We start from the raw sequence: 19,390 nt of genomic DNA, 5'->3' as shown, positions 1-19,390 counted from the left end.
AGCGGTATTATACGCTAAAGCATGACGCTAAATCTAGGAATTGACAAAGATTTGACGATAAAAGCTTCTCTCTTAACATTGTGAATGAATATTAACATTTCGCCTTGTAACTCCTTAAAAATACGTAGTCGCAAATTTTGCTAAATATTTTAGTCCATTATCCGAAAAGAAGAGCGAAGAGGTACTAATAACGAGGAAAAAAAAGTGAAAACCGTTAATTCTTTATTCTTTGGACTTGCATTGATGTCGCTAACATCGTGTAGCTATGTGGAGCATTTTGAAAAACGCGCCCAGGCCATTAACGAGTTAGAGGACAAGATTCTAGTTTTATCAAAAGAAAATCAAGAGATGAACAATAAGCTTATGCAAGCTAATTACAAAATCAAAACTCTTGAAAGTAAGAATTATTATCTCGAAACACAATTAAAAGATAAAGCTCCTAAAAAGGAGAGTTATACAAAGAGAACAATTGCAAGTGTTGCACGCGTCGATAGTAACGACCTCGTTAAGTACGATGTGTATAAGTGGGATGCAAAAGAGATGGTCTCAATTGCACAAAAAGAATTTGATTCTAAGAATTACGAAAAGAGTGCGCAGTTTTTTAATGCATACACAAAGAACTTTCCAAACTCAAAAGAGCTTGATGCTGACTTCTTATTTCAAGCAGGTGTAGCAAGTTATGAGTCAGGAAAACACTATGATTGGAGTGAGAAATATTTCACTTATCTTACTAAGAAGTATCCAACATCAAAATACTACCTAGGTGCAAAATTATGGCTAGGTATGAGTTATTTAAAACAAAATCGTAAAGACGAATTCTTTGCAGTCGTTGAAGAATTTAGAAAGAAATATAGAAACACTCCTGAATGGAATATCCTAAGTGGGCACTATGAGAAAATCGTACAGAAATATAAAAAGAACTAGTCTGCTAATCTTAGCATTCATCTCGACTTTTTTTACAGTTGCTCTTGGTGCCGAAACGGCAAAATCTCCAAGGGCCGTTGTTGCAAGAGTGCAGGGGAATGTTTTTGTAACTAGTAATCAACAAACAAAGAAGTTAGATGCAGGAAGCTACATCTATGACTTTGACGATATTTTTACTGAAGTAGGCGCTGAACTTGTTTTTAGAGATTACTTTGATCACGAGTATCATGTTTCAGGTTCAAGTTATGTCTCAATGCTTAATAAAATCGTTGAGCTTAAGTCTGGATATATCTGGGTAAAGTCTATTGAAAATACTGATGATAAGTTTCAACTTCAAACTGTTAATGCGACAATTTCGTACGATAGTGGAGAGTATATTGCTTCTTATGATCCAGAAAATGGAAAGACTCAAATTTTAAGTATTACAGGTACTCATACAATCAATAATAATGTTTATGAGTTTATGAAAGAACAGGTTGGCCCTGGCCGCTTTTCTTTTGTGAAAGAAGATTATGAAAATGGTGCTCCAAGAGTTCCGACACCTATTTCTTCTAGCGCTTATGAAGCTGTGACTTCTTTATTTCCTGCAGTTAAACCGATGAATGAACGCACTCTTGTTGCTAGAGCACCAAGGCATAAAGACAATAAGATTTCGCAAGAGCTATATACAAAGACTCCTAAAAGATCGACAGCTTCTGTTACTCTTAGAGAAGATATGAGGGTTTCTAATAAGCCTGGTGAAATTGTTGTAAGACAATCTCAAACAGTTAAGTCTCGTCGAGAGATTGCTTCTGTTGGAGTCGAAGGTGGGGCAAGAGCAACTCGACTTGAGCAATTCTATGAAGAAAAACTTAAGGAAATGGCAAAAGAGTCACCTAAGAAGAAAGCTTTTAAGAAGTTTAAGCCAGACTACACAACTAAATCTGATGTAGAAGTTAATGTATACGGGCCAAATACTAGGGTTCCTGCTTCTGAAGAAAAGGCTCCTACTCAAATGAAAAAAGAGCGTGAGTATGAGAGGGAAGCTCCACAAGAAGGAGTACGTCCAGAGCGTAAGTTTAGGCCAGAGAAGCCTCAGTCTTTAAGAAATCCTGCATCTGTACCTTCACCTGTTGATGAAGAATTTAAAAATGATGTATTTGAGACATCTTTGAGAAAAGAGTATTTAGGTCAACAAAAGCATAGCGATGCTGTAAGCAGTCTAATTAATGATCTTGAGAGTTATAGTCAGGATTACAAAGAAGCCTACTAAGAAAAATTCCCGGTATTATAAAAAAATGATCTCAGTTAAAATATAAGCAACTATTTGCTTATATTTTAACTATTTAGATGGGATCAGTCTTATGTCTATTGCACAAATTCCTCAGGCCCTTACTTATGATGATGTCTTAATTAAACCAGGATATTCAGAAGTATTGCCTGGAGATGTTTCTTTAAAAACAAAGTTTTCTCGTAATATTGCTTTAAATATTCCAATCGTTTCGGCGGCCATGGACACTGTAACAGAGTCTAAGACTGCAATTGTTATGGCCCAACAGGGTGGTATTGGTGTTATTCACAAGAATATGTCTCCTGAAGATCAAGCGTGGGAAGTTGAGAAGGTAAAGAAGTTCGAGTCAGGTGTTGTTCTAAATCCAATTACAGTTAATCCTGAAATGCATTTAGAAGAAGTCATAAGGCTGACGAGTAAAAATAAGATTACAGGGGTTTTAGTTGTTGATTCTGAAAACTATCTCGTAGGAATTCTTACTAGTCGTGATATTCGTTTCGAACATAATCTGAATCAAAAAGTTAAAGATATCATGACTCCAAAAGATAAGCTTGTTGCAGCTCTGGAGGGGATTGATCTCGATGAGGCCCAGAAAATTCTTCATAAGAATAGAATTGAGAAGCTTCCAATTATTTGTAAGGATGGAAAGCTTAAAGGTCTAATTACAATCAAAGATATTTTAAAGCGTATCAACTTTCCTAACTCGAACAAGGATGCATTAGGACGTCTTAGAGTTGCCGCTGCTATTGGCGTAGGTGATAAAGAGGTTGAGCGTGCAAAGCATCTTATTGCTGCTGGTGTTGATTGTATCATTATTGATACAGCACATGGTCACTCAAAAGGTGTCATCGGTATGGTTAAAACAGTAAGAGGGCTTATTTCTAAAGATCAAAGTGTTGATATTATCGCAGGAAATATTGCAACACCTGAAGCATGTCTCGCTCTAATCGATGCTGGTGTTGATGGTGTAAAAGTAGGAATTGGTCCAGGATCAATTTGTACAACTCGTGTTGTTGCAGGAATTGGAGTTCCTCAACTTTCTGCAGTTATGGATTGTGCTGATGTTTGTTTTAAGGCAGGGATCCCATTTATTGCAGACGGTGGAATTAAATACTCTGGTGATATCGTTAAAGCACTTGCTGCAGGGGCCAGTTGTGTCATGCTTGGTTCAATGTTTGCAGGGTGTGATGAAACACCTGGAGAGATGGTTTTATATCAAGGTCGTACTTATAAAGTTTACCGTGGTATGGGCTCACTTGGAGCAATGAAGCTTGGTTCAAAAGATCGCTACGGACAAGGTGATGTAGATGATCAAAAATTAGTTCCAGAAGGCATTGAAGGGCAAGTTCCATATAGAGGAAGCCTTGCTTCAAATATCTACCAATTAAATGGTGGTATTAGAAGTGGTATGGGCTATATCGGTGCTTCAACAATTGTAGAAATGCAAGAGAAGGCCCAATTCGTAAAGATTACGGCAGCTTCACTTAAAGAGAGTCATCCACATGACATCATGATTACGAAAGAAGCGCCAAACTATCAAATTGAAAAATAAAAAATAGGAATAATAAAATATGAGTGCAAGACAAATATGGATCGTGGACTTTGGTTCACAGTACACACAATTAATTACAAGAAAATCACGTGAGCTCGGTTACTCAAGTGAGATCATTACAGTAAAGAAGGCCCGCGAACTTTTTAGCGAAGGAAAGAAGCCAAATGCTCTTGTTCTTTCTGGTGGACCTCAATCAGTATTTGAAGATGAAACAAATTATGACTTTGTTTTTGAAAATGAGAAACTTCCTATCCTAGGTGTGTGCTACGGAATGCAGCTAATGGGGAAGTACTTTGGTGGTGTTGTTGAGAAGGGAACAATCGGTGAATACGGTAATGCTAAGATTCATTTAATTAATGGATTCAAAATGGATGGAGTTCCTGAAGAAGTAAACGTTTGGATGTCCCACTCTGATCATATCTCAAAACTTCCTGAAAATTTTAATCTTGTCATGGAATCAGGAAACGGTCTTGTTTCTGCAATTGAGCATACAACACGTCCAATGATGGGATTACAATTTCACCCTGAAGTTGAACATAGTGAACATGGAAAGGATATTTTAAATCATTTCTTTAAAGATATCGCAAAGCTTGAAAAAGATTGGGATGCGACTGAAATGCTTGAAGAGGCCAAAGAGCTTGTGCGTGGAATTGAAAAATCAAAAGTTCTATGTGCTTTCTCTGGTGGTGTAGACTCACTTGTTGCAGCTCAACTTTCACACGAAGTAATCGGTGATAATCTATACTGCTTCTTTGTTGACCACGGACTTCTACGTCCTCAAGATTACCAGCATATTGAAACATTAAAAGAGAAAACTCAGCTTAATATTGAAGTGATCGACGTTAAGGCAGAGTTTATGGCAAACTTAGAAGGTAAGTCTGATCCTGAAGATAAGCGTAAGGCTATTGGAAAAACTTTCATTGATATCTTTGAAATGAAAGTAAAAGAATATCAAGAAAATCACGGCATTAATTTTGAATACCTTCTACAAGGTACTTTATATCCAGATGTCATTGAATCAATCTCTCCCCATGAAGAAGATGGAAAGTCAGTAACGATTAAGTCTCACCACAATGTTGGAGGACTTCCTGAGAGAATGAATTTAAAACTTCTTGAGCCTCTTCGTTACCTATTTAAAGACGAAGTGAGAAAGATGGGAGAAGAGCTTGGTCTTGAACATAGTTGGGTTCACCGTCATCCATTCCCTGGGCCAGGAATCGGAATTCGCGTTCTTGGTGAATTAACTGAAACTCGTATTGCTCAGGTACAACAAAGTGACCAAATCCTTTTTGAAGAATTACATAAGCACAATCTCTATGAATCAACTTGGCAGGCACTGACTGTTTTACTTCCTGTAAAAACAGTTGGAGTAAAAGGTGATGGCCGTGCCTACGAAGAAGTTATTTGTCTTCGCATGGTTAACTCAAGTGATGGGATGACTGCGACGTGGACAGATATGCCACACGCTTTCTTATCTCGTGTTTCAAATCGCATCACTAATGAGGTTAAGGGTATCACTCGTGTGGTTTATGACATCACGTCTAAACCTCCTGGCACTATTGAATGGGAATAGCCGCGGTCATCTTGGCAAAGCCAAGATTTGACGCGGCTATAGCGCCCCACCATTTGGAATGAATCAATACTTCAACAGGCCGACGTTTATGTCGGCCTTGTTGCCTCAGGCGCAATGGGAAAGCCTTAGCGGCTATGGTACGCGCCACCTTTTCGAGATTTAAATGGTTTAGATTATTATTTCTTTCGAATTCATCATCAATCTATTTCAAAATCAAGATTCTTTAAGAATAACTAATTTCAAACGGATTAAGGTATTAGCATATTTAATATGGGATTGAAATTTGAGCTTCAACATAGATATTTAGAGCAGAAAAACTAGATAACTATGTTGAATCTCGAAAAGGTGGCGCGTACCTTACTGAGTACAAACAAGCTTATAAACAGTTGCCCCATTTACGCTTGCTAGCTCAAAACGATTATTTTGATCAAAGGTTGCTGTTGAAACAATTCCTTTCGTGTAATCAGGACCAAATGTAATCTTAGCGACAAATTGTTCCTTATCGTACTTTGTGAAAACGAAGTAGGCTTCGTCGATATCCGCGTGAATTTTTGCATCAGTATACTCAAATGCATTTTCTAGTTTGATTTCTTTAAGTTGAGACTGTCCTCTGTCGTCCAAATATCTTTTTGAACCGATACAATCCATTGACAGGGCAGAAGATGCCAAAAGTAATGCTAACGTGATTTTTGCGATCTTTTTCATTTGAACTCCTTACCCCTAAGTTAATTAATAGGAAATTCTAGTGAAGAAATGCTATCAACGCAAAATATTGTGCTCAATAGTTAGAAAGTGTTAGATTTTTGTCGACTTAAGTTACTGAATTAACTTTAAAAGGTCCTTACTGAATGCATTAGACATGAGGGCCGAGAATAAGAAGATAAAGAATGTTGCAAAGACTTGTTTGATGAATTTCTTTTCCATATCGAAATCTTACTGGATTTTAATATTTGAAAATACTTTTTTAATAATTGCCTAGGTAGTGTTCAGCTTTATTTTTATTACTGTGCAAAAAGGTTAAGCTGATCAAGGCGTGATTCATGCTTAGAGAAAATTGTCTCAACAGAGTGCTCATGAACTTCGCGTTTTTCAAAGCCATTGTCATAAGTTTGAATAACGAAGAAAGACATACGTGGAAATTTTGCTTTTAGCTCTTTCATCGCATCTGTAATGAGATCGATATTTCCAGCATCATCATCACTCATTCCAAAGCGGTGATAATCTGAGTATCCGTATTTTTGAATAGCAAGTTCAACTGATTCGATAATGGCCTTGTACTTAAGTTCAGGCACATTATAATCCTCATCACGTCCACCAAGTCGTACACGAGTTTCTGGATTTGAAACAGCATAGACAGTGTGAAAGTTTGGCATATTTGGTAGGTGACCTTCGTTATAGATAACTTCGATCCCTTGCTTAATTGTATCTTCTCTGTGACCACGAGCTGTAATAATTGAAACTGGTCTTTGATTATAAGTTGCATGATAGAAGTGATTCCAGCTCGGAGCTTTCCAAGTTGAATCACTTCTTTCAAGTGCATCCTGGATATCTGTGATAAGTGATTGCTTTCTTCCGGTTAGTCGTTGAGTAAGCGAAAGATCTGAATCGCGGAAATTTCTAAAAGTTCCCGTCTCATCATCGAAATCCATGTGATAATTTGCGTAAGGTCCTTCTTTTCCAATGATCTTATTATGAGCAGCAAATTCGTGAGAAGAAAGAAGCTTCTCTTCGCCTGTCTCATTGTGAAAGATAATAATTGGAGTTGAAAGGAAAACGACATTGTCGTCGAAATCGAAGAAATAGAAAGACTTTCCACCAAGGTGGAAATTGCGATCGTTTTCACGCGGAAGCTCAAAGTTAAACTCGAGCTGTTCCTTGTTTTTAGGTGATTTTTTCTTACGATTAAAAACCATGGTTTCTCTTTTCTATTTCTAACGAAAATACTTTTTATGGCGTATATTCGCAGAAGTTGTGGTCGCGTTCAAGAAAAGAGCTTAGTATCTGCAATATTTACAGATACTAAGTTATTGAAAACTAATAGCATTTACTATCGTTTAGCAGGGTAATTGTAGCTGAAATCATCATTTTAAGGTCATTACTATCAAATACTAGTGAGCTATTTGATAGAGTTGCAAGGCTTTGTTCAATACCTGTACAAATCATCCAGTCTTCAGAGGCAAAACTGATCGCACTTAAAAGATTACTCGTGTAATCTGAAATGATATAGCTATTCTCCTCTGTTAGTTCAAAATTCGTCATTCTAATTTTAAAGAAGAAGTCACGTAGTAGTATTAATGTTAGTTTATTAAGTAATACATAATTTGGATTACCTCGAATTTGATCATAAGAGAGTTTATCAATCATTGGGATGATATCTCTTAACATTTTATAATCTGCCCTTAAGGTTTTTAGGCGATTAAGTTCTTTCGAATCCGCATAAAGTTCGTTCGATAAATTTAGATTTAAATTAATTAAAGGTGCAAGTGCAATTGTATTATATTTCTCAAGTGATAAATTTCCTTGCTTGAAATATGCAAGCTCTTCTTTTATCGAGCGTGAATTAAATGAACGCAACTGAGTGTTTTCAACGATGTCAAAAGACTGCTTGGCCCATTTCATTTTAAAGTCACCAAAGCTCAAGATATCTTGCTTTATTAATACTTTTGTCGAGTAGACATAATTATCATCATTAATTCCTTGAGCTCTAAGAAGCTCGTGAAGAACCATAATGTTTGTAAGGCGAGAGTTTTTAAAAATATTATTCCAGTGAAGCTCTGGAATGGCATCTCCCACATATAAAGTTATCTTTCCCGGAACCCCAATCGCGCTAACTGGATTTCCAAGATTGTCGATTAAAATATCATTGGAAGTACTAATCGTATTGATATTTAGATGGGCCTTAAGTAGAAGAGGAGATACAAGAACTTCACTAATAGACTTAAAACCATCTTTATAATAATCGATGATACCATTTCCTGTGTTTATAAAGCGAAGCCTTATTGTATCACCACCATTGCCAACTCCTGAGCCTCCTTCTCGTAAAACAGGACGTTCTTTAGCTGCTGAGGTCAAAGTTAATAAAGATAGTGCTAGAATTAAAAGTACTTTCATTGGTCAACCTTATTTGAAATAGCAAAGAAGTTAATTGCTAAGTGATATAATTGATTTCCTTCAAAGTCCTTTTCGATAAATTTTTGAGAAAATTCCTCTCTGAATTTTCTTAACTCTTCCTTCGCTTGTGGAAGATTTTCGACGCGAATCCCAAATGTAAAGCCAGAGAACTCTCTGTCCTTCACATCTTGTTTTTCAACTGCTTCTTTTGCGAGTTCAGCAATGTTCTTGTGATATTCTTGCTTGGCAATATTTGGGATATCATTTGCTGTGAAGACTGTCTCGTGGGCCTTGCGATAACTACCATCTTTTAAAATTAACATTTCAAGCTTTGTTAGTAGCTCAACACTTTTTCTGATTTCTGTAAGAGGGTAGTTATGAATTAGTAATTTTTGAATCTTGATTGGTGTAAGATCAGCATCTATTAAGCAAAATAATTCAAGAATGAAGAAGTTAAGAGGATTTCGTATCAGCTCGTAATTATCTACTTCATAAACTTCAAGAGTTTCATTATTTCTCTGTATTGAGTTTAAATAGAATAATTTTTCTTCTTCTGACTTTGCGGCTTGAAGTTTTACTAGTTTTTCAAAATAGTCTGCTTCCTCTGCCTCAAGTTTTAAATCTCTCGCAATAGTCATTATATACTTACTAGGAAGATTGCGTTTTCCGTTTAGAACTTGGTGTAGCTGAGAATGGGAAGTTATTCCAAGTTTTTGTGCCCAAGACCTAATTGAGAAGTTTGGGTTAAGCTCTTTCTTCTTAAGCCAAGTATCTCTTAAGTACAGAGAAGCATTTACGTAGTTGTAAATATCCACGCAATGCTTATCTGATAAATATGGGTGATTTGTTTGTATATCCAATTATTTTACTTTTAAATCAAGTCCGTAATCTAAGTTCCAAATACAAGTGTAATTATTTGTCCCTTTTGTTTTTTGAGTCATATTCTCTGGGATTGAAATATTCACTTTACCTTTTTGGTAAGTCAGAGTTCCGATATTAAGGTTTTGTAAATAGTCGTTCTTGTTACGATATAAATCGTAGCCACCAAAACCATCTTCTTCACCGATGAAGCTCATTGCAAAACCTGCACATTTCTTTCTGTCTTGTGACTTTAGTAAAACAGTGATTCTACCTGTACTTGATTTTGTAATCTGAACATCTAACTTAATATTTAGAGTCTTACTTTTTCCATAGTAGTCTTCGTAATCAAAACAAAGAAACTTGCTACAATCAGCCTGAAAATAACCCGTGTAAGTTAAAGAGATCTTTTTCTTTCCACTATATTCACCTTCAATTGATTTCTTTCCAAGTGCCTGAGTACTTAAAGAGAGTGTTAGTAGGGTAATTGCTGTGATTAATCTTTTCATTTTTTATCCTTATAATATTATTTCTTTAGGTTTACGTTTAATCCGTGCTTAAGATCCCATATGCAGTTGTGTCCATTGCGACCTTTTGTTAGCATTGATATCTCTTGTGAAATTGCAATATCTAATTCTTTTTGCGCATAAGTTGCTGTACCAAAGACCTCATTTTTTAAGTATGATTCTTTGTTTTTGAATAGATCATATCCTCCAAAACCATCGGGCTCACCGATTAGTTTGATTGAGAAACCTGCACACTTTTTCTTGTCTTGTGAAGAAATCATAAGAGTAATTCTTTCTGAACTTGTCTCAACAACCTTTGCTTCAAGTTTTACTTTGAAAATATTTTCGCGAACATAGCTATTGTTGAAGCATACTGATTGCTTGTAACTTTGAACCAAGATAAATGTTCCGATGATCCCAATTGGACCAAGTGACCACGCTGCTCCAGCGGCACCTAGTGAAAGTGCATTGTAGCCAAGCCTTCCATCGAATGAGCATTTGTTAAGGAATCTAACACCATCGTAGTTTAAGGAAATACTCTCTTTACCTTTATACATTCCCGTGATGCCATTATCTTTACCACCAAAAAGTGCATAAGTATTTGTACTTAAGATGACAGTACTAAATACTGCGATTAATACTCTTTTCATTTCTCTCTCCCTAGTTCTAACTTATTAGTTACAACCATTATTTCTCATCATTCTATAAGCGCTTAAAACATTTCTTCTCTTGCTTGATACATCATTCGTTTGAAGAACAAATGTTAAACTCTTCTTTGCACACTCATAATTTCTAGAGAATGTACTTTCTTCGATTAACTCAATAGCAAGTCCTGCTACACGATTTAGCACTGCAATTTCTGTTTCATCATTCTTTGATCTTTCGCCCTCTGTAAGACCTCTTGAAAGAATGTCTTGAACATACTCTCTGTGATTTCCATAACACCAAAGACAAAGTCTTCTAGTAAGTCTGTCGTGAAATTTATTAAGATCACCAATTGCATCTCTTAAGTGTCTTCTTAGGAAGAGAACCTTATGTTCAGGTGAATCGTAAACTTCAGTGCCATTAATTGCACTTGCAAGAGTTGTGTAAAAATAGAAGAAGTTCTTTTTTGGAGTGCTATCTAGAACAAAGTGTGAGGCATCTAAAAGGATTTCTAATTCCTCTTCATAAGTCACGCTTTCAAAACCTGATACAATTGCGTTCTCTAAAATAAAACTCGTATCTTTACACCACTTGCTAACTTCAGCGTTAGTTGTCAGTGCCAAAAATGTACAAATAAAAACTAATAACTTTCTCATCGAATCCTCCCAGATCGTTTCCAATGGAGGTGTTGTATCGATTTAAAAGTCAAAGTTGAACGCATTTGTACACAAACTGTATCAAAAATGTAAACAGCTCATTTGAATGTCAGTAAGATTTATGTAGTCAGGACTACCAGTTGGTTCCTTTCATATTGTGAATCACTTCAAAAACAGTCGTTCTTTCAATGATTCCAACTACTTTCTCGTTCTCTACAACAGGAAATGCATGGAAAGGATAGTGGAGAAAGAGTTCAACGATGAAGGTGAGGTTGGACTTTGAAGGAATGGTTACAACATTCTCGCTCATATAGTGTTCAACGAGTGAAGAAGGGTGGTTGTAGTATTTTGCATCGAGGCTATATTTGAGGCAGTCTTTTTGCGAGAGAAAACCAACAATATTTTCAAACTCATTAACGACAGGAAGACCTGTAATATTGTGTTTTATGAAGTATTCGCCAGCTTCTTGCATATCCATACTTGTGTGAAGTGGAACGAAAGCTTTGATAACTCGATTTATAATATTATAGCTTGATGTAAAGTGTTCTTCTTTTTCTCTTTGTCTTGGGGCCTTATCGCGTTCGATAGGTGGAGTGTAGTTAACCATTATGCATCCCTTTTTTGTTTAAACCTATCTCAAATTGTATTGTTAAAAGTTGAAAAGATTTTGATTAAATGTAGAGAAATCATCATAATAATTAATAATGGAATTCATTCAAGACTATGGCATCGTAGGGCTTTTCTTTATAAGCTTTGCCGCCGCAACTATTCTCCCATTCAGCTCTGAAGCATTCTTATTTGGTGCTGTAAAAGCAGGACTTTCAAGAATTGATATTTTCTGGGCCGCAAGCCTTGGCAATTTTCTTGGAGGGGTAAGCTGCTTTTATCTTGGTCACTTGGGCAAGATAAGCTGGTGTGAAAAATACTTAAAGATTAGTAAAGAGCAGATCGTACGTTGGCAAAATCTTATTCAGCGCTTTGGGCCGGCCCTTGCTTTTTTGACATGGCTTCCCATCGTTGGTGATCCCTTGGCCGTAGCACTCGGCTACTTTCGTTGTCGCCCTGCGTATGTTTTCTTATCGATGTATATCGGTAAAGCGTTGCGTTATGTCTTTGTAATTTGGTTAGCAAATAAGTTCTAAGAATATGACAAAACGCCTTGAAAATGGGATACTTAAATAGCACGACACACTGATTAAATAAGACATTTTGAGGACTCCATGGAACAAGATAGTAACGTCGAATCTAGCGAAACGAAATCACTAAAAGAAACTCACCCAGATAGCTTTGTACACCTTCACTTACATACACAGTATTCACTACTGGATGGAGCGATTCGTTTAAAGGATTTAATTCCACAGGCAAAGGAATTAGGTGTTCCGGCAATTGCACAAACTGACCATGGGAATATGTTTGGTGCTATTGATTTTTACACTCGCTGTAAAGCTGCAGGGATAAAACCAATACTAGGTTCAGAAATTTACTTCACACCTGGGTCACGCTTTGATCGTCGTGCGGCCAAGAAGTCTGCTAGTGTTAGTTCACAGGATGCTGAAGAGTCTTCAAGACAAATTCACCATTTGATTCTTCTTGCAAAGAATAATACTGGTTACCAAAACTTATGTAAGCTCCTTTCAAAAGCTTATCTTGAAGGTTTTTACTATAAGCCACGTGCAGACGTGGAACTTCTTCGCGAATATAGCGAAGGGCTAATTTGTACGACAGCATGTCTTAAAGGTGAGGTTGGTTATAACTTCTTTACTGGACAAGATGAGCGTGCCATTCGTGCAATTGAAAAACTAAGAGATATCTTTGGTCCTGATGACTTCTATCTTGAGATTCAAGAAAATGGAATTCCTGAACAGAGAATTGTAAACGAGAAAGTTATCGACTTTGCAAAGAAGAACGATATCAAACTAGTTGCAACAAATGATTCGCACTATATGACACCTGAGGATGCGACAGCTCAGGAAGTCCTTCTTTGTATTCAAACAGGAAAGACATACGCTGACGAAAATAGAATGCGTATGACGTCGCAAGAATTTTATTACAAGTCACCTGAAGAGATGAGAGCTGCATTTCACTATGCACCTGAAGCTTGTGATAACACTCTTGAAATTGCAGATAAGTGTAATGTTGAACTTTCGTGGACTGATGAAAAAGGAAATCAAATTTATCATCTTCCAGACTATGAAATTGATACAGATGAAACTCTTGAAGAATACTTTGATCGTGTAACAAAAGAAGGTCTTCAAGCACGTTTTGATGGACCGCAATTTAGAAATATTGTTAACCAACCGGATTGGGAAGAGCAGAAACCAAAGTATTACGAGCGTCTTCAATATGAGATGGATCTTATTAAGCAGATGGGATTCGTTGGATACTTCCTTATCGTTGCTGACTTCATTCAGTGGTCAAAAGATAATGGGATTCCGGTAGGTCCTGGACGTGGTTCTGGAGCTGGTTCTCTTGTTGCTTATGCTTTAACAATTACCAATATTAACCCTCTACCATACAACCTACTTTTTGAGCGTTTCATTAACCCTGAGCGTATCTCGATGCCAGACTTTGACGTCGACTTCTGCCAGGCGGGACGTCAGCGAGTTATTGAGTACGTAACGCAAAAGTACGGTGAAGATAAGGTAGGGCAGATTATCACTTTTGGTAAGCTTCAGGCCAAGGCCGTTGTAAAAGACGTTGCTCGTGTTTATGACTTAACATTTGCTGAAGCCAATATGATATCAAAACTGATTCCTGATGAAATTGGAATCACATTAGATAAAGCAATTGAAATGGAGCCGAAGCTTCAGGAGCTTATTGAAACTGATCCTAAGATTCGCCAAATCTTCACTATTTCAAAAAGGCTTGAAGGACTTTATCGCCACGCTGGTATTCACGCGGCCGGAGTAATCATTACCTCTGAACCGCTTGTAAACTATTGTCCACTTTTTAAAGGGGCAAAAGGTGAAAAGGTTGTTCAATTTGATAAGGACTTCTCTGAGCTAATTGGACTTGTAAAATTCGACTTCCTTGGACTTAAAACTCTAACGGTAATTGATTACGCTTCTGATTTTATTAAGCGTGACTACGATCCAAATTTTGATATTGAAGCAATCGATTACGAAGATAAGAAAGTATATGACCTGGTTTCTGAAGGGGATACAATTGGTGTTTTCCAGCTGGAATCTTCTGGGATGCAGGATCTTTGTCGTCGTATTTCACCGGATACTCTCGATGATATTACGGCCATCAACGCTCTTTATCGTCCAGGTCCTATGGGATCGGGAATGCACGATGAATTCGTTGAAATCAAGCACGGGCGCAAAGAAGAAAGTTATCCATTCGAATCTCTTAAGCCAATCCTAAACGATACATACGGAATCATTATCTACCAAGAGCAGGTTATGAACATCGCCCGTATTATTGCTGGATATTCTCTTGGTCAAGCGGATATGCTTCGTAAGGCGATGGGGAAAAAGAAAATTTCGGAGATGGAAAGACACAAGCAGATCTTCCTCGATGGTGCAAAAGAGAGAAATTACGATTTAAAAATTGCTGAGACTCTCTATGATCAGATGGCGAAATTTGCGGAATATGGTTTCAACAAGTCTCACGCCGTTGCCTACTCATATATTGCGTATCAAACAGCATACTTAAAAACTTATTATCCGCCAGAGTTCTATGCAGGACTCCTGAGTACGGAACTTTCAAATACAGATAAGATCACAACAATCATTAACGATGCAAGAAATCATGATATTCAAGTTCTTGCTCCTTGTGTGAATGAGTCGCTTTGGCTATTTAACGTTGTTGATGGAAACCTACGCTTTGGTATGGGTGCCATTAAAGGTGTTGGTGAAGGTGGTGTTGAAGAGATGATCCGTGAAAGAACGGAGAATGGCCCATTCGTTGGCTTCATCGACTTCTGTGAAAGAGTAAATCTTAAGAATGTTAACAAGCGAGTTATTGAATCACTTATTCGCGTAGGTGCTTTTGATGGTTGTGAAACAAATCTTAATCGTCGAACAATGCTTGAGAATATGGAAATGGTTGTGGCCTACGCGCAAAAGCGCCAAAGAGAAAAAGAGATGGGACAAACGAATCTCTTTGATATGGCCGAGGCAACAGAAGATACTGGTGCTAATCAGCTTGATATTCAATTTGTTGCTGACTGGGATGACCGTGAAAAACTTTTATATGAAGCAGAGCTAATTGGGGTTTATGTTTCAGGTCACCCGCTAGATCGTTACCAAGGTGTTATTGAACAAATGGCCTCGATGCCAATTGGACAAATCCAAGATATCGATGGAACTTCAAAGAGAGATATGGTTCTTGCGGGGATGATCGTTGAGAGAAAAAATATCATGACGAAGAAAGGGGATCGCATGTGTTTTGCTACCCTAGAAGATTTGTCAGGTAAGATTGAATGTATCATTTTTCCAAAAACATTCGTTCAATACGAAGAGATCCTTGCTACTGATGACCCAATCATTATGACTGGACAGGTAAATTTGGCCGAGGAACCGCGAAAATTCTTCCCTTCAAAGATTCAAAAGCTCAAGGAGCAGGCGGAGGAAAGGGTATCTTCTGTTCGTTTGAATGTTCCAATGACATCTCTAAATGAGGGACGTCTAAACCGTCTTAAGCAGACGATTTTAGGTCACAGAGGAACAGTTCCACTACATATTATTTTTGAACATGATTCAGGTAGAGCAAGAATGCCACTTGGAAATGACTATCTGGTAAACCCAACACCACAAATGGCAGCAAAAATTAATGAGATTTTTGATGCTGATGCGGTGAAGTTTATTATTGATGGAAAAATCAGCGATGTAGGGTAAAATACTTAAAGATATTTTTTAATCTAGGGATGGATAATGAAGAAACTAATATTATTGCTATTATTAGCGACCAATACTCTTGCAGCATCAGTAAGTGCAAGGGGACAGTTCACCTCAAAACCTGGTGACTCTTTATCTTTTATTAAAGAGCAACTCTATGCCAACACGGTTCGCAACGTTCTTGATTCTGAGCTTGAAAAGCTAGGTCTTGATACAAAGACTTTTTGGCAAAATTACGAAACACAATTTGATGAATACTTTGCGCCAATTAAAGAAAATTACGATCGTGAAACTGGTGCAGTTGATGCTGAAGGCAACCCTGTAACTCTAACGGGGAGTGCTCTTGAAAGATACCAAAGGGGAATTCGTAGCAAGAGACTAAAGGCACGCGCTTCTTTTGGTGGATTTAACTCTATTATTTCTTCATACACAGTAAAGAAGATGTCGAAGTCTTTATCACGAGCAGATACACACTATTATAATATCGATGCAAAAGTTAATCGTAAGTTAGTTTCTGAAATTTACTATCGCTATATTGGACAAGGTAAAACACGTAACTTTACAAAACTTTATCTAAATATCAATTACAAGCTTAAGGATCTAACTTGGGAAGAAGTTGGTGTAAGTTCTCAGTCGAAATTTACAGATGTTGTCGAAGATCACTGGCTTAAAGAGTTAGGAGAGAGTGTTGGTGGTGTCTTTCTTGAAGGGATTGAAGTTGTTAATCCATCAACAAGACAAGAAATTTTCGAACACCTAAAGAAGCCTCTTGTTGTCCTTCGTTCAAATGAAGGAGAGATTCTTGGTACTCGTCAGGAAGAGCTTAGAAATTCACTTATGCTAACTCTTGATATCGCACTTGAAAAAGAGTTTAAAGACGAAAAGCAAAAGCAAATTAATATACAGACATTTGGTGGATTAGTTCTTACTGATTTAAGAGATGGTACGATTGTAAACTTCAAAGATTTTGAGGCCAAAGGACAACAGTATTCGACAGTTGATCCACACAAGCAGAGCTCTGATATTGCAAGCTTTGTTTATCAGCTGCCAATCTCAGAAATGAAGGGATTAAAGAGAACGATTAAGGAGAAAGTATCTGTAAAGAACTCTTTTGATATCGTATTAAGAAATACTCATAATATTAATGAGGCATTTGATTTTGCTGGAATGTTAAAAGAAGAAGGTGTTGTTTACTTCTTTGATCCACAAATTACTTCGACTCTTCAAAATGTAGTCAATATTAGTATCACTTTCTCTGGTGATAAAGATAAGGCAATGGATGTCTTGAAGAAGTTTTCTAATACAAAATTATCAGAGCAAGCTTCGATTAAAAGAGATGAAAACCTTCCATTTGTTTTTAATATTATTCATGCTGGTGAGAGTGGAAAAGTTATTAAGGAAGATAAGGAAGCAGCTAAGGCAAAAAGTCTATGATTAAGTTTTTATTACCAATTTTAGTTTTAGTTACAACATCGTGTTCTCTTTTAGTACCACCACAAAAAAGAGATTATCACGGAAGAAAAGAGAGAACGTCTCAGCGTCAACATTTTACAGGCGTTAAAAAGAAGGTTGCACTTCTAACTTTCTTTAATGAATCTCCATTTGGTGGCCAAGATTTAGGTGTTATCGCAACAGAAGAGCTTCGCCGTGAGCTTCAAAAGACGGGACAATTCATTGTGGACCCAATGTCAGCTAGATTATTTGGTTCTTCGAAGCAGGTCTACTCTCAAGGTGGGTCAAAGCTTGTTCAGATGACAAGAAAGGCAAAAGGAGAAGGTGTAAACTTTGTTATTTTTGGTCGAATTATCGAAGCAAGAGTTAGAGAAAAGTCTGATGAAGTAGGTTTTGTTAGAAGCACAAAAAGCTATAGTGAAGCAAAAGTCGAGATTAGAATCTATGACGTTAACTCTAATAAAGAAATCTATACTGATACTCTTGATGGTTATGCAGACGATAGCAGCTACCGCTTCTTTAAGTCTGATCGCGATTCACAAACAAAGTACCGTCAAGATCTTCTTCGCTATGTAACAAAAGTTTCTGTTAGAAAATCAATTCCAAGAATTCTTGATACAGCTCAAAAGCTAGAGTGGATCGGACGTGTTGCAAAAATTATTGGAAATAATATCTATATCAATGCTGGCCGTGACTCAGGACTTAATATCGGTGATGTTTTAAAAGTTGTAACTGAAGGTGTTGATATCTATGATCCTGAAACTGGGGCCCTTATTGGTGTTTCCAAGGGAGAAGTCAAAGGGACTATTGAGATTATCGACTTTATTGGAGCAGATGCTTCAATCGGTATCTTACACTCCGGAGGCTCTGTTCACGAAGGTGACTTTGTTAAGTTGTACTAATGATTTATTCTCTTGCCCGTAACTTCTTATTCAAGTTAGACGCCGAAGATGCTCATGATCTTACAATCGATTTCATGGAGAGATTCCCTGTCCTTTCTGAGGTCTATCCGAGTTATCGCTCTGATAGTTTAAAATTAAGAATTGGTAAGTTAACGTGGGCAACACCTGTTGGGCTTGCTGCTGGACTTGATAAAAATTGTCGTGGATACGAATTTCTTTCTAATCTTGGTTTTGGTGCAATTGAGGTTGGAACTGTAACACCAAGGCCCCAGGGTGGAAATCCTAGGCCAAGACTATTTCGTTATATTGAAGAAGAGTCTATTCGTAACTGCATGGGCTTTAATAATGAAGGTGGAGAGTTTCTTAAGAATCAAGTACGCTTAGCAAAGCGTTCAATTCCATTAGGTGTGAATATTGGAAAGAATAAGGATACACCTGATAATCTAGCATATGAAGACTATGCGAGCCTTTATCAAGATTTTAAAGATCTTGCTGATTATATCGTTATAAATGTTTCCTCGCCAAATACTCCGGGACTTCGTTCGCATCAAACTCGTGAATCCTTAGAGAAGATCTTTGCTGCTTTAGAGCGTAAAGACGGTGAGGCCGATCTCTATTTAAAAATTTCACCAGATATTGAAGAAGATGAAATTGAAAGTATTATCAAAGTCGCAAGTGACTATAGACTAACTGGTATCATTGCAACAAATACGACTATAATGCAAGAGCGTGGGGTAGGAGGTGTTTCTGGAAAACTGCTTCTGGCCAAAGCACGTAGGGTCCGTAAGGCATGTCTTGATAAGATGAAGGATTTTCCTCATTTAGAGTTCATCGGGGTTGGAGGTTTTTCTTCGTATGAAGATATTGTTGATTATTGGCGTGATGGTGGAAGGTGTTTGCAGATCTATTCGGCCTTTATTTTCCAGGGGCCTAAGCTTCTCCAAGATATTAATCGATCAATAATAAATGATATGTCTCTAAAGGGATTTAATTGTGTTGAACAACTAATTGATCATTATCAAAAAAAATCTCAAATATAACCTATTAAAATTATGTATAAATAAAAACTAAAACTTAATCTTTTCCTAATATTAACCGAA

The 19,390-nt window shown here is 37.1% G+C and carries 17 protein-coding genes; 9 read left to right on the top strand and 8 right to left on the bottom strand.

Annotated features, from left to right (window positions below; genetic code table 11):
- The first annotated feature begins 204 nt into the window (after positions 1 to 204).
- The 4 genes from ACMAYS_RS08950 (at position 205) to guaA (ending at position 5,319) form a co-directional block, all read left to right on the top strand.
- Entirely contained in the window at positions 205 to 924 is a 720-nt protein-coding gene (locus ACMAYS_RS08950) for a tetratricopeptide repeat protein (RefSeq protein ID WP_103219163.1), read from the top strand.
- Positions 890 to 2,176 (top strand): hypothetical protein, encoded by a 1,287-nt coding sequence (locus tag ACMAYS_RS08945; protein WP_412463117.1) that lies wholly within the window; start codon positions 890 to 892, stop codon positions 2,174 to 2,176. The genes ACMAYS_RS08950 and ACMAYS_RS08945 overlap by 35 nt, the downstream gene beginning before the upstream one ends.
- Positions 2,177 to 2,267: 91 nt before the next feature.
- Entirely contained in the window at positions 2,268 to 3,746 is a 1,479-nt protein-coding gene (gene guaB, locus ACMAYS_RS08940; protein WP_103219165.1) for an IMP dehydrogenase, read from the top strand.
- A 19-nt stretch (positions 3,747 to 3,765) separates the two neighbouring features.
- Complete coding sequence (gene guaA, locus ACMAYS_RS08935) at positions 3,766 to 5,319, top strand: glutamine-hydrolyzing GMP synthase (RefSeq protein ID WP_412463116.1); 1,554 nt, start codon at positions 3,766 to 3,768, stop codon at positions 5,317 to 5,319.
- A gap of 357 nt (positions 5,320 to 5,676) precedes the next feature.
- Here the strand turns inward: guaA and ACMAYS_RS08930 are convergent, their stop codons facing one another.
- The 8 genes from ACMAYS_RS08930 to ACMAYS_RS08895 all read right to left on the bottom strand — a co-directional run bounded on the left by ACMAYS_RS08930 (position 5,677) and on the right by ACMAYS_RS08895 (position 11,702).
- Positions 5,677 to 6,024 carry a hypothetical protein gene (locus ACMAYS_RS08930; protein ID WP_103219168.1) on the bottom strand — a complete coding sequence of 116 codons (348 nt, stop codon included), beginning with the start codon at positions 6,022 to 6,024 and terminating at the stop codon, positions 5,677 to 5,679.
- A gap of 296 nt (positions 6,025 to 6,320) precedes the next feature.
- On the bottom strand, positions 6,321 to 7,232 hold the full coding sequence (locus ACMAYS_RS08925; RefSeq protein WP_103219169.1) for a hypothetical protein: 912 nt from the start codon (positions 7,230 to 7,232) through the stop codon (positions 6,321 to 6,323).
- Between the two features lie 121 nt (positions 7,233 to 7,353).
- Entirely contained in the window at positions 7,354 to 8,430 is a 1,077-nt protein-coding gene (locus tag ACMAYS_RS08920) for a hypothetical protein (RefSeq protein WP_412463115.1), read from the bottom strand.
- On the bottom strand, positions 8,427 to 9,290 hold the full coding sequence (locus ACMAYS_RS08915) for a TIGR02147 family protein (RefSeq protein ID WP_412463114.1): 864 nt from the start codon (positions 9,288 to 9,290) through the stop codon (positions 8,427 to 8,429). The genes ACMAYS_RS08920 and ACMAYS_RS08915 overlap by 4 nt, the downstream gene beginning before the upstream one ends.
- Positions 9,291 to 9,797, bottom strand: a complete 507-nt coding sequence (locus tag ACMAYS_RS08910) for a hypothetical protein (protein ID WP_412463113.1) — start codon at positions 9,795 to 9,797, stop codon at positions 9,291 to 9,293.
- Positions 9,798 to 9,814: 17 nt separating this feature from the next.
- Positions 9,815 to 10,444, bottom strand: a complete 630-nt coding sequence (locus tag ACMAYS_RS08905; protein ID WP_103219173.1) for a hypothetical protein — start codon at positions 10,442 to 10,444, stop codon at positions 9,815 to 9,817.
- Between the two features lie 24 nt (positions 10,445 to 10,468).
- Positions 10,469 to 11,095, bottom strand: a complete 627-nt coding sequence (locus ACMAYS_RS08900) for a hypothetical protein (protein WP_103219174.1) — start codon at positions 11,093 to 11,095, stop codon at positions 10,469 to 10,471.
- A gap of 133 nt (positions 11,096 to 11,228) precedes the next feature.
- Complete coding sequence (locus ACMAYS_RS08895; RefSeq protein ID WP_103219175.1) at positions 11,229 to 11,702, bottom strand: CBS domain-containing protein; 474 nt, start codon at positions 11,700 to 11,702, stop codon at positions 11,229 to 11,231.
- Between the two features lie 97 nt (positions 11,703 to 11,799).
- Between ACMAYS_RS08895 and ACMAYS_RS08890 the strand changes: the two genes are divergently transcribed.
- From ACMAYS_RS08890 to ACMAYS_RS08870, 5 genes are all read left to right on the top strand, one after another.
- Positions 11,800 to 12,237, top strand: a complete 438-nt coding sequence (locus ACMAYS_RS08890) for a YqaA family protein (protein WP_412463112.1) — start codon at positions 11,800 to 11,802, stop codon at positions 12,235 to 12,237.
- 78 nt (positions 12,238 to 12,315) lie between these two features.
- The gene (gene dnaE / locus ACMAYS_RS08885) at positions 12,316 to 15,936 is read left to right on the top strand and encodes a DNA polymerase III subunit alpha (protein ID WP_103219177.1); all 3,621 of its coding nucleotides are present in this window, start codon (positions 12,316 to 12,318) and stop codon (positions 15,934 to 15,936) included.
- Positions 15,937 to 15,972: 36 nt separating this feature from the next.
- Positions 15,973 to 17,370: a hypothetical protein gene (locus ACMAYS_RS08880; protein ID WP_392992363.1), complete on the top strand. Its 1,398-nt coding sequence runs from the start codon at positions 15,973 to 15,975 to the stop codon at positions 17,368 to 17,370.
- Positions 17,367 to 18,290 (top strand): hypothetical protein, encoded by a 924-nt coding sequence (locus tag ACMAYS_RS08875; protein ID WP_103219091.1) that lies wholly within the window; start codon positions 17,367 to 17,369, stop codon positions 18,288 to 18,290. Before ACMAYS_RS08880 ends, ACMAYS_RS08875 begins: the two co-directional genes overlap by 4 nt.
- Positions 18,290 to 19,330, top strand: a complete 1,041-nt coding sequence (locus ACMAYS_RS08870; protein ID WP_412463111.1) for a quinone-dependent dihydroorotate dehydrogenase — start codon at positions 18,290 to 18,292, stop codon at positions 19,328 to 19,330. The genes ACMAYS_RS08875 and ACMAYS_RS08870 overlap by 1 nt, the downstream gene beginning before the upstream one ends.
- Positions 19,331 to 19,390: the final 60 nt, after the last annotated feature.

Source organism: Halobacteriovorax sp. RT-2-6, assembly GCF_047085025.1.
Classification (GTDB): Bacteria; Bdellovibrionota; Bacteriovoracia; order Bacteriovoracales; family Bacteriovoracaceae; genus Halobacteriovorax_A.
The sequence above is the reverse complement of the archived record's forward strand: the minus strand, read 5'-3'. Positions and strand labels throughout refer to the sequence as shown.

Coding starts and splice junctions, on each gene's coding strand:
- ACMAYS_RS08945 (WP_412463117.1), top strand. CDS start 890: ATGAGAAAATCGTACAGAAATATAAAAAGAACTAGTCTGCTAATCTTA.
- guaB (WP_103219165.1), top strand. CDS start 2,268: ATGTCTATTGCACAAATTCCTCAGGCCCTTACTTATGATGATGTCTTA.
- guaA (WP_412463116.1), top strand. CDS start 3,766: ATGAGTGCAAGACAAATATGGATCGTGGACTTTGGTTCACAGTACACA.
- ACMAYS_RS08930 (WP_103219168.1), bottom strand. CDS start 6,024: ATGAAAAAGATCGCAAAAATCACGTTAGCATTACTTTTGGCATCTTCT.
- ACMAYS_RS08925 (WP_103219169.1), bottom strand. CDS start 7,232: ATGGTTTTTAATCGTAAGAAAAAATCACCTAAAAACAAGGAACAGCTC.
- ACMAYS_RS08920 (WP_412463115.1), bottom strand. CDS start 8,430: ATGAAAGTACTTTTAATTCTAGCACTATCTTTATTAACTTTGACCTCA.
- ACMAYS_RS08910 (WP_412463113.1), bottom strand. CDS start 9,797: ATGAAAAGATTAATCACAGCAATTACCCTACTAACACTCTCTTTAAGT.
- ACMAYS_RS08905 (WP_103219173.1), bottom strand. CDS start 10,444: ATGAAAAGAGTATTAATCGCAGTATTTAGTACTGTCATCTTAAGTACA.
- ACMAYS_RS08900 (WP_103219174.1), bottom strand. CDS start 11,095: ATGAGAAAGTTATTAGTTTTTATTTGTACATTTTTGGCACTGACAACT.
- ACMAYS_RS08895 (WP_103219175.1), bottom strand. CDS start 11,702: ATGGTTAACTACACTCCACCTATCGAACGCGATAAGGCCCCAAGACAA.
- ACMAYS_RS08890 (WP_412463112.1), top strand. CDS start 11,800: ATGGAATTCATTCAAGACTATGGCATCGTAGGGCTTTTCTTTATAAGC.
- dnaE (WP_103219177.1), top strand. CDS start 12,316: ATGGAACAAGATAGTAACGTCGAATCTAGCGAAACGAAATCACTAAAA.
- ACMAYS_RS08880 (WP_392992363.1), top strand. CDS start 15,973: ATGAAGAAACTAATATTATTGCTATTATTAGCGACCAATACTCTTGCA.
- ACMAYS_RS08875 (WP_103219091.1), top strand. CDS start 17,367: ATGATTAAGTTTTTATTACCAATTTTAGTTTTAGTTACAACATCGTGT.
- ACMAYS_RS08870 (WP_412463111.1), top strand. CDS start 18,290: ATGATTTATTCTCTTGCCCGTAACTTCTTATTCAAGTTAGACGCCGAA.